The sequence below is a fragment of the Pseudovibrio sp. M1P-2-3 genome (assembly GCF_031501865.1).
In the GTDB taxonomy this organism is placed as follows: Bacteria; Pseudomonadota; Alphaproteobacteria; order Rhizobiales; family Stappiaceae; genus Pseudovibrio; species Pseudovibrio corallicola.
Window position 1 is genome coordinate 3603010 of sequence record NZ_JARRCW010000001.1, and the last position, 13659, is coordinate 3616668.

At 50.0% G+C, this 13659-nt stretch carries 14 protein-coding genes; 9 read left to right on the forward strand and 5 right to left on the reverse strand.

The genetic code is table 11. The annotated features are described in order from the left end of the window. The first annotated feature begins 453 nt into the window (after positions 1-453). Together P6574_RS15795 and P6574_RS15800 are read left to right on the forward strand one after the other, a co-directional pair. Complete coding sequence (locus P6574_RS15795) at positions 454-2121, forward strand: arylsulfatase (RefSeq protein ID WP_310621226.1); 1668 nt, start codon at positions 454-456, stop codon at positions 2119-2121. 78 nt (positions 2122-2199) lie between these two features. After that, the gene (locus P6574_RS15800; protein ID WP_310621227.1) at positions 2200-2574 is read left to right on the forward strand and encodes a DUF4345 domain-containing protein; all 375 of its coding nucleotides are present in this window, start codon (positions 2200-2202) and stop codon (positions 2572-2574) included. A 60-nt stretch (positions 2575-2634) separates the two neighbouring features. On the opposite strand, the gene P6574_RS15805 is transcribed toward P6574_RS15800, so the two are convergent. Then, complete coding sequence (locus P6574_RS15805) at positions 2635-3318, reverse strand: fumarylacetoacetate hydrolase family protein (RefSeq protein WP_310621228.1); 684 nt, start codon at positions 3316-3318, stop codon at positions 2635-2637. A 234-nt stretch (positions 3319-3552) separates the two neighbouring features. On the opposite strand from P6574_RS15805, the gene P6574_RS15810 reads away from it, so the two are divergent. Further along, on the forward strand, positions 3553-4182 hold the full coding sequence (locus P6574_RS15810) for a glutathione S-transferase family protein (protein ID WP_310621229.1): 630 nt from the start codon (positions 3553-3555) through the stop codon (positions 4180-4182). A 231-nt stretch (positions 4183-4413) separates the two neighbouring features. Here the strand turns inward: P6574_RS15810 and P6574_RS15815 are convergent, their stop codons facing one another. Then, positions 4414-4746 carry a hypothetical protein gene (locus tag P6574_RS15815; RefSeq protein ID WP_310621230.1) on the reverse strand — a complete coding sequence of 111 codons (333 nt, stop codon included), beginning with the start codon at positions 4744-4746 and terminating at the stop codon, positions 4414-4416. A 293-nt stretch (positions 4747-5039) separates the two neighbouring features. On the opposite strand from P6574_RS15815, the gene P6574_RS15820 reads away from it, so the two are divergent. The 3 genes from P6574_RS15820 to P6574_RS15830 all read left to right on the forward strand — a co-directional run bounded on the left by P6574_RS15820 (position 5040) and on the right by P6574_RS15830 (position 7207). Next, on the forward strand, positions 5040-5330 hold the full coding sequence (locus tag P6574_RS15820) for a hypothetical protein (RefSeq protein ID WP_310621231.1): 291 nt from the start codon (positions 5040-5042) through the stop codon (positions 5328-5330). Positions 5331-5631: 301 nt separating this feature from the next. Continuing rightward, positions 5632-5841, forward strand: coding sequence for a cold-shock protein (locus P6574_RS15825; protein WP_310622179.1), 210 nt, complete (start codon positions 5632-5634; stop codon positions 5839-5841). Positions 5842-6199: 358 nt separating this feature from the next. Beyond that, entirely contained in the window at positions 6200-7207 is a 1008-nt protein-coding gene (locus tag P6574_RS15830) for an alpha/beta hydrolase (RefSeq protein ID WP_310621232.1), read from the forward strand. A gap of 143 nt (positions 7208-7350) precedes the next feature. On the opposite strand, the gene P6574_RS15835 is transcribed toward P6574_RS15830, so the two are convergent. Further along, positions 7351-7956: a TetR/AcrR family transcriptional regulator gene (locus tag P6574_RS15835; protein WP_310621233.1), complete on the reverse strand. Its 606-nt coding sequence runs from the start codon at positions 7954-7956 to the stop codon at positions 7351-7353. Between the two features lie 200 nt (positions 7957-8156). Between P6574_RS15835 and P6574_RS15840 the strand changes: the two genes are divergently transcribed. Both P6574_RS15840 and P6574_RS15845 read left to right on the forward strand, forming a co-directional pair. Beyond that, positions 8157-8618 carry a (2Fe-2S)-binding protein gene (locus tag P6574_RS15840; protein ID WP_310621234.1) on the forward strand — a complete coding sequence of 154 codons (462 nt, stop codon included), beginning with the start codon at positions 8157-8159 and terminating at the stop codon, positions 8616-8618. Positions 8619-8622: 4 nt separating this feature from the next. Further along, on the forward strand, positions 8623-10803 hold the full coding sequence (locus P6574_RS15845) for a xanthine dehydrogenase family protein molybdopterin-binding subunit (protein ID WP_310621235.1): 2181 nt from the start codon (positions 8623-8625) through the stop codon (positions 10801-10803). 92 nt (positions 10804-10895) lie between these two features. Here the strand turns inward: P6574_RS15845 and P6574_RS15850 are convergent, their stop codons facing one another. Beyond that, positions 10896-11747: a LysR family transcriptional regulator gene (locus P6574_RS15850; RefSeq protein ID WP_310621236.1), complete on the reverse strand. Its 852-nt coding sequence runs from the start codon at positions 11745-11747 to the stop codon at positions 10896-10898. A gap of 106 nt (positions 11748-11853) precedes the next feature. On the opposite strand from P6574_RS15850, the gene P6574_RS15855 reads away from it, so the two are divergent. Beyond that, positions 11854-12786 carry an MBL fold metallo-hydrolase gene (locus P6574_RS15855; RefSeq protein WP_310621237.1) on the forward strand — a complete coding sequence of 311 codons (933 nt, stop codon included), beginning with the start codon at positions 11854-11856 and terminating at the stop codon, positions 12784-12786. Positions 12787-12978: 192 nt separating this feature from the next. Here the strand turns inward: P6574_RS15855 and P6574_RS15860 are convergent, their stop codons facing one another. After that, positions 12979-13611, reverse strand: coding sequence for a LysE family translocator (locus P6574_RS15860; protein ID WP_310621238.1), 633 nt, complete (start codon positions 13609-13611; stop codon positions 12979-12981). Between the last annotated feature and the right edge of the window lie 48 nt (positions 13612-13659).

The following is a 13659-nucleotide window of genomic DNA, read 5'->3' on the forward strand; positions in this document are numbered from 1 at the left end:
AGGTATTAATACTAATGAACTATAAAGAGTAATTCAAGTCTAAAGCAATTTAAAACTGTTAAGCGTAAGGTACTGTAAACATTAAACTTATGATAACAGTGCATTTCTTAGGGGAATTTATTTTGAGGAATAGTCAAAAATTAACCCCAAATTTCAGAACAAAAACTCTTCAAATAGAATCACTAATAAGCCACCCATAAATACTTATCATAATATTGGAGACAAAAGAACATTACTTCAAACACAGTTACACTTACTTATCTAATTCCTCTCAGGAGAGATAAAGGATAAAGTTAACACTGGCCAAATTGGATTCTAAAGCCTTTCACCCAAATTGCTCAACGACTGGTTATTTCAATACCCCACATTTCAAAGGAAGCTGAAAGTCTCTTTGAAGACCTGTGTAATAGGCTGTGCTCAATATCAACACCTCGTAAGGGGGATTATGAGACCATGAAATTGCACAGCTGGACTGTATCTGCATTCATCGCAGCCAGTACCCTTTGTCTCGGCAGCGCAACCACGCTGGCTCAGCAAAACAAACAACCAGACAAAAAACCCAATATTGTCGTCATCATGACTGATGATGTGAGCTGGGACAATGTGGGCGTTTATAGTCAAGGTGTCAAAAGCATCAAGACACCAAACATCGACAAACTTGCTGCAGAAGGGATGCGTTTCACCGACTATTATTCCCAGCCCAGCTGCACCGCAGGCCGCTCCGCCTTCATCACCGGCCAGCTGCCCATACGTACAGGCCTCTATGCTATTTTGCTCCCCGGCTCCCCCGGAGGCATACAAGCTTCAGACCCTACAATGGCCAAATTCCTGCAACAGGAAGGCTATGTCACGGCCCAGTTCGGTAAAAACCACTTGGGAGATTTGAACGAGTATCTACCAACAGTGCATGGTTTCGATGAGTTTTGGGGGTATCTTTATGCTCCGGACTTTCTCTCTTTCGAATACCAAGCTGACTGGCCCAAAAACCAGCCGGAATTTAATAATCAGTTCGGTCCCCGCCAGCTCATCTATAGCTGGGCACAGGAAAAAGATGATCCGACAATCGACCCGCGTTGGGGAAGAGTGGGTAAGCAGAAAATCAAAAATGATGGTCCAGCTCCCGTCGAACGCCGGAAAAAACTGGATGAAGAAATCACCAAGCACACGGTTGACTTCATCGAGCGTTCAGCCAAAGCCGACAAGCCTTTCTTTGTCTGGATGAATACCCAGCGTGCACACGTCTTCACATATCTTAGTGATAAATATCAGGCAATGCTGGATGCCGATACCGGTCTGCAAGATGTTATCATGCGGGAAGTAGACGATAATGTCGGCGTTGTCCTTAAAACTTTGGATGACCTGAAAATTGCCGACAATACCATCGTTATTTTCACGTCTGACAACGGCCCGCAAACAATCACATGGCCAGATGGAGGAACAACACCGTTCAGAGGCTCCAAAGGAACCACATGGGAAGGTGGCTTTCGAGTTCCAACCATTATTCGTTGGCCCGGACATGTTCCCGCTGGCGTGGTTGAAAACGGGGTTTTTGACGCAACTGACTGGATGCCAACACTGGTGGCCGCCGCAGGTGGACCTTCAGATCTGGTTTCCCAATTACAACTGGGATACAAGGACTACAAGGTTCATCTGGATGGATATAACCAGCTTGACCTGATAACCGGAAAGGGAAAGTCTGCCAGAAACGAAGTGTTCCTGTATCAAGGCAATGACCTTCAGGCTATCCGTTTTCAAGACTGGAAGGCCCACTTGATCATTCAGCCCGAAGGATGGTTCGGCCCAAAAGTAAAACTTGAAGTCCCTCAGATGTACAATCTACGCCGAGATCCCTGGGAAAAGGATGTTGAAGAATCTGGCATGCATGTAAAGTGGGACATGGAAAGGGTCTGGATGGTGGTGCCCTTCCAGTTACTCATAAATCTTCACCAGCAGTCATTTAATAACTTCCCTGCCAGAAAGCAGGAAGGTGGCCTACAGCCGCCAAACATCAAATATGTGCCAGTGGAGAATCTGCCAACCCATCCACCTAGCAGCTCAAGCAGTGCACCTGCAAACACCTCGGCACCTGCGCAGTCAACACCACCGCCAGCCAACAAATAAAAAAGTTGCAGGGCTCCTTGCCCTGCAACCCCTATCCGTGAATAGTGAGCCCCTATGTTTATGGGAGGAATACATAGGATGGATATAAGAAGCATCTATTTGATTTTGGTAGCACTGGGGCTTGTCCCCGTTGGTCTGGCCTATGGGGCAGCTCCACAAACGATCCTACCTGATCTACTGGGCATTAACGATCTCGTTCTCAATCAGATCCACATTTTCCGTGCAATCATGGGGCTCTACTTGGCCATGGCCTTGTTTTGGTTATGCGGCGCTTTCAATAGCGACCTGCGCCGTCCGGCCCTTTGGAGTATGCTGGTCTTCATGTGGGGTCTGGCAGCTGGGCGCATCCTTAGTCTTACTATTGATGGCGAAGCCAGCATTTTACTTGTGGGCTCAATGGTGCTTGAGCTGGCCGGAGGCCTGTTTGCAGCCGTTTTGCTGCGCAAAAGATAGTCTTCAATGCGAAAGCCTTGAGGTGTTTCGACAAAGCTCCTCAAGGCTTTAATCAAACCTCTAAACCACTTCCACACTCAACGTGGGAAGCCTTGCAATCCTTGCTTCAAGATGATCCCCTTTTTGCACCGGCCCGACACCGGCGGGCGTTCCGGTAAAAATCAGATCCCCTGCTGCCAGCTCAAAATGACGGGACAGAGCACAGATAATTTCCGGCAGCTTCCACACAAGTTGATTGAGATCACCGCTTTGCCTTGGCAGCCCGTTCACGCTCAAATCAATGGCACCGCTTTCCATCAAGCCTGATTGGACAACAGGAACAATCGCACCCATTGGCGCCGAGTGTTCAAACGCCTTAGCCACCTCCCAAGGCCTGCCTGTTTTTTTCAAATCACTCTGCACATCCCGAAGGGTCATATCCAGACCAGCAGCAAAACCAAAAACATGGTTCATGGCCTGATCCCGCTCTATATGGCGTCCTCCCTTTGAAAGGGCCATAACCAGCTCCACTTCATGGTGCACATCCCGAGAGCCCTCTGGGTAAGGGAACTTACCGTCAAGCACCAGATTATCCGGATTTTTTTGAAAGAAAAACGGGTGTTCGCGCTTGGGGTCATGCCCCATTTCAACCGCATGAGCTGCATAGTTGCGCCCAACACAATAGATCCGGCGGACAGGAAAAAGCTCACCAGTTCCCTCAACCGGAGCGCTTACCTGCGGCCCAGGAGTAAAAACATAAGTCATTTGGCCTCTCATTTTTCATCGAATTGCAACCAAAGCCAATAAGAATTAGGCTCATAATATACCACTGAAAGGTAACAGCCGGTTTTAGGATCAAGACACCCGCAAAAGCAACTTCAAACGGTGAAATGTCTCAGTAAAAGATATCATCATTTTAAGGCCTTGCCAAAACCACTCCTACTCAAAGACACTAGGCTTTAGAAGCTCAGTAGCCAGTCGCTGAAAAGGGGAGAGAATATGATAGATTTCTATACGTGGAGTACCCCCAACGGCTTGAAAGTCTCCATTTTGCTGGAAGAACTTGGCGTGCCCTACAAAGTTCATCCCATAAACCTTGAGAAAAACGAGAAGCTTCATTCCAAATTTCTCCAAGCGACTCCCTTTAAAAAGGTACCTGCGATCTTTGACAATGAAACTGGCGTCGGCCTCTTCGAATCAGGCGCGATCCTTCTTTATCTGGCGGACAAAAACAAAAAGTTTCTTCCCAGCGAACTTACTGGATATTGGCAGACAGTGCAGTGGCTCATGTGGCAAATGGCTGGCCTTGGTCCTATAGCGGGGCAAGCCCACCACTTTGTCAAAATCAAACCAGATAAATCACAATATGCCACCAACCACTACGTTGCTGCAGTCAAAAATCTCTATGGAATTTTAGACCGTCATATGGAAAATAAAGACTACATCAACGAGGAATATACAATTGCCGACATATCCTGTTGGCCTTGGGTTTCTCGCTTTGAATGGCAGAATGTTGATTTGAAAAACTTTCCCAATGTACGCCGCTGGTACAACCACATGGCCACACGCCCCGCAGTACAGCGGGCCTATCAGATCCCCATCCCCATGGGGGGGATACCGGTTGGATGAGCTTATGTTTTATGGAAGGAGAAACCGCAGACCACAACCTTTCCTAGTCCGCTGCTGGAGACATGAAAACCAGAATTCAGCCCCCTTCTTCAGGTAGGGAAGCGGTACCAGTTCACTGGTTAAATCAAGATATCTGGAAACAGGACCGGAAGGGTGCGACCAAGAAAATTATCACACCTTTCAAGGGGTCCATTCATATTTTTCTTACCCAAGGCCGAACTGGGATAGATATTAACTAAGACCGAAATCATCCCCATTATCTGCGCCTGAATAATTCAGATCCTGATAGTCTTCTTTGTGGTCGGACTCTCCAATAAGGCGACCCTCTGAGGTGGGTACTAAATGTTCTTTAATATCTCTCCAATCAACAGGGAAGCTATACTCGCCATCAGTGTAAAACTCTATCTGAGAGCCCCCCTCATCACCAGAACCAGCTGCTCCTTGGTTATTGGCATCATTTTCAGAATCACCAGGGGGAAGTTCATCGTTATCGTCGTACCCTGAAAAATCAAACTGATCGTTTTCTGGAGAGGTCATATCAAAAAAGAAGGTGTCATCAGCCATGGTTATCACTTCCTATCTAACTCTGCTTCCCCCTTGGGAACCATTAAGGATAATTTGATATGAAAGCTTTAAAAAATAAAGTTACATGACATCCATGAAAGTTAAAATAATGTGAACGTAATTGATCCCCGGAACCCTAAAATAACCGCGGCTATTGGCGGCTTTATCTGGCCATAAGTTAAACAGTTCCAAACAGGCCCTGAGAAGATGGAATAAAAACTGCGATCAAGTGTTTATCAAAATAACACCCTTATCTGGTCTCCTATGGACTTGCCTTAAACAGGAGCCATACCATGACCGAAAAACGTCAACACACTTCCACACAGACCGAAGAGAAAATGGCGCGGCGCTACGAAAAAGATCAGGATCACAAGCACGATAAAGCCCATATGGACCATCGGGACCACGAGAAAAGCCATCCACATACGGAGCACGGCGGGAACCCCGAGGGACACAAGCACACCCTCAAATCCCACGAAGGTTCCTCGCATAGCGATGATCGCCATCATGCTCCCAAGAAGCGAGATCACAAGGAATCCTCCAGAGAGCATCACCGCACATCCTCTCGCGATAAAAGTCACTAGTTGGGCGCATGCGTCCCCTGTTACTTCTCCATCACAGGCCGTATGAGAATACGGTTATCCCCATTCAAAAAAGCCTGAAATGAGGGGAACCCGTAAAACTAGTTATAGAACTTTGAAAGTTAATAGTTGACAGTAACGCCGACGATGTTTAGAGGTTAGCTCATCGATATTTGCTTGCTGAGCTATGGTTACCGCGTGAATTATTTTACGCCATGAACGAACTTTCCCTTCAAAAATCGTTATCACAGCCCAATATGAAATATCATTGAGGGTTATCTACACTGCTATGAAAGGGTTTGTTATGACCACTGGCACAGTTAAATGGTTTAATTACACTAAAGGCTTCGGCTTCATCCAGCCTGACAACGGCGACGCTGACGTATTCGTTCACATCTCCGCTGTAGAGCGCTCTGGCATGTCTGAGCTTGTTGAAGGTCAAAAAATTGGCTTTGAACTTGAGCGCGACAGAAAGTCCGGCAAAATGGCTGCTTGTAACCTTACAGCTGCTTAAGTTTGGCCTCTGCTTTCCTTTGACCACGGATGTACTGGCATTGTTGAGAGCAAACAGCCAAGTAGGGTCAGGCATTTTTGTCTGGCCTTTTTTTATATCTGCCTTTTAGATTTCCCCTCCTCAATCACGTTTTCCGAATCAGCTAATCGATAGGCTGTCGTATTCCCTTGCTTAACCATAGGAACTGACGGGGTCCCCTAGCCAGCTTTTCAAACTAAAGAAGATACTTGCATCAAGGATCTTTAATAGTTCAGCAGGTATTTTTATATTCCCCTATCAATTTCCGCGGGCAGCTATGGTTTGCTTCACGGCAATCCTCGCTTAAAGCAATGGTGCCCGAGCGTTTACAGGCACAACAATGCGCATCAGTTTGTTGAAAGTCTTTTTAGCTCTCATTATTGTCATCATAGGATATGGCTGGATCACGAACAGTTTCACCCCAATTTCAGTCAGCTTCTCCCCCTCACAAATCCCTAAGGACGTGGAGCGCTACATCCAGGATGAAGAGGCACAGTTTAAAGACATCAAGCCCGGTCTGCAAAAACAGATCATCTGGAACAATCCGGAAACAAAAAACAAGACCCCCTATTCCATTGTTTACATTCATGGCTTCACAGCCAGCAAAGAAGAGATCAGGCCCGTCCCCGACGATCTGGCGTTTCAACTGAATGCAAACCTGTTTTACACCCGTTTGACAGGGCACGCGCAAACCTATGCAGCATTGGGGGAAGCCAGTTACAACGACTGGGTCAATGATGTGGCGGAAGCCTTTGAAGTCGGGCGCAGAATTGGAGACAAGGTCATTGTCATGGGCACATCTTTGGGAGGAGCGCTCACAGCTTGGTCCGTGAAGAGTGGCCAAGTCCTCCAGAAGGACATTGCTGCCATCATTTTGGTATCGCCCGCTTTCCAGCTCGAACAAACAGGCACAACCTTATTCACTGTTCCTTTTGCAGGTCTCTTCATCCGCGCCACATTGGGGACCATTTTTTGCTTCAACACCAAAGCAGATATGATGGAACTCTATCAATGGACCAACTGCATTGCACCACAGTCCCTCAAAACTCTTGGTCAGTTCGTCCTGCTTTCTCAAGAAGCAACCACCTCGCGTGATCCGGTTTCAATACCCACGCTGTTCATCTACGACCTGAAAGACAAAATTGCCAACGCGTCCTTTACAACCCAGATCTATGGAACATGGGGCCCGAATACCGAGCGGCTCCTTATCCGACAACCGGCAAATACGCAAAACCACCTGATTGTAGGTGACCTCGCAAAAACCCCAAAGAATCAAATAGTGATTGAAGAGATCACATCCTGGCTTCACAAACAGGAAAACCAAGTGGAAAGTGATCCAGACCAGTAGTCTCCCCCCATACCCCGATACCTAGAGCACATCGCGTTCATTCGCATTCACGCTGTGCACTCTAACTTATTTATTTTGAGCGAATTCTTGTCGTTTGATTGAACCCAATCAAACGGAACGCGCTCTAATCGCGGGGCTGGCCCCTATGTTAGCGCATACCTGCACATCATCATTTTCACAGCCGAACTAATGACATCCTCAAGCTCGCTTTCGCTCACTGTTTTCATCCTAAGTACCACAGGCCAAAATGCTTTTGCCTTGAGTAGCCCTATGAACTCCATCGCGGCATCTTCTTCACTCTCAACGGCAAGAAGCCCCTCCTCCTTGAACCTGCGCATATAGCGGGCCATTGGAATGGTCGCATCCAGCTTCTCATAAATGGAGCTGGCCAGATCAGGCGTACGAACTGTCTCCGCCATAACCATCCGGCTCATGGAAATGACCTGACTGGAGGAGAAAAACGAAGCCTCCGCGCGTCCCAGCACCATCAATTGCTCTTCAATGGGCAATGAGCTATCAATTTCAATATCGAGCGCCTGATCCATATGGCAGGCAAGCTTGGAAATAATGGCGTTAAACAGGTTCTTTTTGCTTTGAAAGTGCTTGTAAACAGTGCGTTTGGACACATTGGCCCGCTGGGAAATGCGGTCCATACTTGCTCCAACAAAGCCGCATTCCAGAAACTCCGCATTTGCAGCTTCCAAGATCTGTATATTTTTATTAATCAGTGCGCACGTCGCGTCCGCCATCAGTCCCAAAGCCTCGCATTACCAAACATTTTCAGCCTGCACGTAGCCAAGTCTACGCCGACCTTCATTAACACACCCCCCTCCCTTGTAAACTTTGTAGTTTACATTACTTCTAAGCTGTGCAATGTAAACTGCCGAGTTTACACACATAGAACACTCAGTTAACGCCCCCCATTTTAGCCGTTAGGGAGAGATCCGCCGTGGCATATACAATCAATATTAACGGTGAGGCACGATCCGTCGAAGCCGAACCGGGCACTCCATTGCTTTGGGTTATTCGTGACGAACTCCAGCTCACAGGTACCAAGTTTGGTTGCGGAGTTGCATCTTGCGGCGCCTGCACCGTTCATCTGGATGGACAACCTGTTCGCTCTTGTCAAACATTTATTGAAGATGTGGAAGATGCACTACTCACCACAATTGAAGGCGCCAGTGGCAAAGTTGCCAAAGCGGTTCAAAGTGCGTGGGCGGAACTGGATGTGGTGCAATGTGGATACTGTCAGTCAGGCCAGATAATGCAGGCGGTTGGGCTCCTTAGCGAAAATCCAAAGCCGAGCTCCGAGGAAATCGACGACTATATGGATGGCAATGCTTGCCGCTGTGCCACCTATCAACGTATCCGTGCGGCTGTTGGCCGTGCCTCTGAAATTCTGGAGGCTTAAGTCCATGTCAGTTCAAACTTCCCGTAGAAATTTCCTCAAAGGCGCGGCGGCAGGTGTTGCATCGGTGCTTATTGTCGGCACCACAGCCAAGGGCGTGCTCGCTAGTTCCGCAGGCGATGGCACTTTTTCTCCCTTCGTGAAAATCTCCAGCGACGGCACCATCACGGCAGTCCTCAAGCACTTTGAAATGGGTCAAGGCACCACAACCGGCCTCACCTCCCTCATTGCCGAGGAGCTGAACGCCAAGCTTGAAGACGTGCAAATGGAATTTGCGCCCGCTGACAACACACGCTATGCCAACCTTCTGTTTGGTGCGCAAGGAACAGGCGGCTCCACGGCCATCGCCAACTCCTACATGCAATATCGCCAAGCAGGGGCCGCTGCCCGTGAAATGCTTCTCCAAGCTGCCGCCAATGCATGGGATCTTTCCCCGGCACAGCTCACCCTAGAAGGCGGCGTAATTTCCGGCGCTGGTAAATCCGCGCCCATTGGCGAGTTTGTTGCCGCAGCCTCTGCATTGACACCGCCAAAAAAACCGAAGCTGAAGCCAAACAGTGAATTCAAAATCATTGGTAACGCAAAAAGCACCCGTAAAGATACGCCATCGAAGATAAATGGGACAGCCAAATTCGGCATGGACATGCAACTGGACGGGCAGATTATTGCCAGCGTCCTGCGTGCGCCGCGCCTTGGTGCCACACTAAAATCGTTCGATGACAGCGCAGCCAAGGGCATGAAAGGCTTCCTTGGGGCCAAAGCTATGCCAAACAAAGCTGGCGTTGTTGTGTATGGCACCAACACATGGGCAGCGTTTCAGGCAAAGAACGCTGTAGAAGTTAACTGGGATTTCTCCGCTGCCGAAAACCGCAGTAGCGAGGAAATCAAAGCGGACCTGCTTGCCAAGGTGAACGCGCCCAGCGAGTTTTCCGCGACACCTGAAACCGATCTGGAACAGACTAAAGCCAAGCTAGAGGCCGCTCATAAGGTGGTCGAGGCAGAGTTCTACTTCCCAAATCTTGCGCACGCTCCAATGGAACCGCTCAACTGTACCATCGAGCCGGTTGCAAACGGTGTTGTTGTACATGATGGCTGCCAGTTCCCGGCTCTTGCCCATCCCACAATCGCCTCCATCTTGCAGCTGGACCCGTCCAAGGTCGAGATCAAAACCATGTTCACGGGTGGTTCTTTCGGACGCCGTGCAAACACGGATGCGGATTACCATGTGGAAGCTGCCATGGCTTTCGCGTTGAGTGACAAAACAAAGCCCGTGAAACTGGTCTGGTCCCGTGAGGATGACATAACGGGGGGCTATTACCGTCCCGCTTTTGCCCACAAAGTGCGCATTGGTCTGGATGAGCAAGGCAAGATCACCGCTTGGGATCACCGCGTTGCCGGTCAATCCATCATGAAAGGCACGCCATTTGAGGCCTTCACCGTGAAAAACGGCGTTGACCACGCTTCCGTGGAAGGTGTGCCAGACACCCCCTATACCCTCCCGGATTTCCACGTTGGGCTTACCGATTCAGCTCCATCTGTCAAAGTTCTGTGGTGGCGCTCTGTGGGGCACTCCCACACCGGCTATGTCATGGAAAGCATGATGGATATGGCTGCGCAAGCGGCGGGCCGTGACCCTGTTGCCTTCCGTCTGGACTACCTCCAAGGGGACAAGCCGGAACAAAAACGCCTTGCAGGTGTTTTGAAACTGGCTGCGGAAAAAAGTGGCTGGGACCAACCGCTAGATAAGAACCGCACACGCGGTATCGCGGCACACCACTCTTTCAAGTCGTTTGTGGCTGAGGTCGTGGAAATCTCCCGTGATAGTGACGGCGTCGTCCAAATTGAAGCCATCACCTGCGCGGTAGACTGCGGCACTGTCATCAACCCCGATGTGGTGAAAGCGCAAATGGAAGGCGGCATCGGCTACGGCCTCGGCGCTGTCATGCGCAACGAAATCACTCTGGAAAACGGTGAAGTGGTCCAGCAGAACTTCCCCGATTATGAGCCTCTGCGCATTCATGACATCAAATCCATTGATGTACATATTGTGCAATCACAAGAAGCGCCAACAGGCGTGGGCGAGCCCGGAACTCCCCCGGCAGGCCCCGCTCTGGCCAACGCAATTGCTGTCGGTGGTCCGCGGATCACCCACCTTCCGATGGTCAATAACGGCGCTGAGTTCACTTAGCGCCTCCCCACCTTATCCGACAGTATAGAAACAACCGCTTGCCCCCCAGCACGCGGTTGTTTCGCGTCCAGTGACTTCTCCTGTAACGCTCTCTAGTTTTTTTCAGCCAATAAAAAGTCAATAAACTCCCGCACCCGTTTGGGGCGGTATTGGCGGGCGGGCATAACAATAAACAGCGGAATGTCTGGCAACGAAAAGGAAGAGGGCAGGCGCACCAGTTCGCCGCGCTTTTCTTCCTGTCTACATAAGGAAACGGGAAGGACAGCCAGCCCGCCGGTGGCTTTTAGAACTGTCTTCGTCAATCCGAAACCGGCTGTAAGCACAGGCGGCTCCACAACTCCCTCAATTCCCAGCTCCCCCAGAAAGTGTCCGGGGTCCATTATCTCCCGCCCCCGCAGGTCTTCCAGTCCCAACATTTTTGGAAACTGTTCCTTGTGCTGCGCTGTAGTAAAAAAAGCCGAATGATCTGAAAAGTACTTTCGTGCAATCAGGTTCTCCTCTCCGGGGTTCTTGCCCCTGATCGACAGATCATAATTTTCCTGCACAAAATCTACATTGCGATCACTCGTATCCACCTGAAAGCGGACCAATGGATGCAGGAAACGAAACTTCTCCAGTAACGCGCAAAGCCGGTCTCCGGGATAGTCCAGCGGAACCGAAAAACGGATAAGCCCCCTCAACTCTCCACTTTCCAAAATCTCCCCTTCCGCCTGATTTAGCGCGGATAAGGCAGGTTTACACTGTTCAAGAAAGTGTTCCCCTTCCGTGGTGAGGGACACCTTGCGCGTGGTGCGCTGAAGCAACTGCACTCCCAGTCTGAGCTCCAGCGCCTGAATGCGGGCGGTCACAGTTGTGCGCGGCACGTGCAGGCGCTTTGCGGCAGCTGTAAAAGACTTCAAGCTGGCAACTTCCACAAAGGTTTGCAGTTGGACTATATTTGTCATTGGCCATTCTTTTCGTCAAATCCTGTCAACATTATCCCAATTATTTAACATCTCAATATTGATTAGGTTGAGCCCACAGGAATTAAACAGCTAAGGGCATGGCAAAATGAACAGACGTGGATTTTTCAAAACAGCAGGTGCAGCGACGGCAACCTCTCTGGCTCTGGGTTTCCCCCTTGCCGCGCACGCAAAAAAAAGCGCCGTCTGCTCCCTCCCCTCAGGAGTATCCGTGGATGTGCAATGGCTGGGCGGTGCGACCATGACGATTTCTTTTGATGGCGTTACCCTTCTCACCGATCCTGCCTTTGGTGTTGGCGAGAAGGCGTTGATGATGCCTGACCCGAACAGCGCTCTCGATATGAGCCAGACACTAAAGCTTACTCCCATTCCCCGCTTCACCCCGCTTCCACCGATTGACCTTTCCAAAGTCTCCATGGTGCTGGTCAGCCACATGCACCCCGACCACTTTGATAGGGCCGCAGAGCAAGCCCTACCAAAAGACTTGAAAATCATCGCCCATCCAGACGACCTGAAGGCCCTGCAGGAAAAAGACTTCCAAAATGCACAAGGCTTGGCGTGGGGAGACACGCAGCAGGTAAAAACCGCCAATGGAACCATCTCCATAACCGCAATCAGAGCAACACACTCCCCCAAAAATCAAGTCATGCAGTTCCTCGGGCAAGGCAGCGGGTATTTCTTCACGTTCCAGAAAGGTAGTTTCAGCAAGACCCTCTATTGGACAGGTGACACCTTCCCTACCCCGCAAGTGCTGGAGCAAGTCAAATCCTTGGGCGAGATTGACATTCTGATCCCCCATGCAGGCAATGTGGGCGCGGCGGGTACTCTGGGACAAATCAGCATGGGCGCGGTGGAAGTTACGCAGATGGCTGAAGAGCTGAAACCACAGCACATCCTGCCCATACACCACTCAACCTATGCCCTTTATCGGGAGCCGGCATGGAAACTGGCGGAAGCACTTGCCAGCTCCTCCGCCAATCTTGATCTGGTTTCCGAAGGCGTTACCTTGAGTTATTCATAGGAAAAACTGAGGCAACAGGATATTTTTCGTGTTATACCAAGCTGCATTATTTGGAACCTACAGAAACTCGTTTTCTAACTCAGATGGAACTGGACTCTGGATCAAATCCGGGGTGGTACCCTTGTCTTTTTACGAGGTCATCCCGGCCAACGAGCCGGGATCCAGAAGGAACCCTATAGGTTTTAGCTGGTATTAGTCCTTGCTGCTCCACGCCAACCGCAGGGCCAGCCCGCCGAAGACGGTTGCCAGCAGATAGTTTGACAGGGCTTGAAAGCGCGCACTTTTGGCTGCCGCGCCGCCCAAGCGATCGGACAGCATAACAACGGAGCCGTTCACTCCCAAACCAATCAGATTCAGCAGTGTTGCCAGAACCAACATCTGCACCAGCACACTGCCCTGTGCAGGGTCAACAAACTGGGGCAGCAAAGCCAGCACGAACAAGGCTACCTTGGGGTTCAACAAATTTGTCATCAAACCTTCGCTGAAAATTCGGCGTTTGGAAATGCGGGCGATATTGCCGTTTGGGTTCAAGGCAGTCGCTTTAGAAAAGAGCGTTTTCCATGCCAGATAAAGCAGATAGGCCGCGCCCGCATAGCGCACCACATCATAGGCCACCGGCACAACTTCAAACACCTGCGCCAGCCCAAGTCCGGCCAGAACCGCGTGAACATAGCACCCGGCGGCAATGCCAAAATAGGTCAGAAAACCTGCGGTCCGCCCTTGCGCCACACTGCGCGAGGCGATCAGCAGCATGTCCGGCCCCGGTGTCAGGGTCAGCGCAAGGCTCGCTGCTGCAAACATTAAAAGAACAGAGAATTCCGGCATTGTACTTCCTCAAAAATATTGGAGCCGGAATTCTCAAGTATCAGGAAA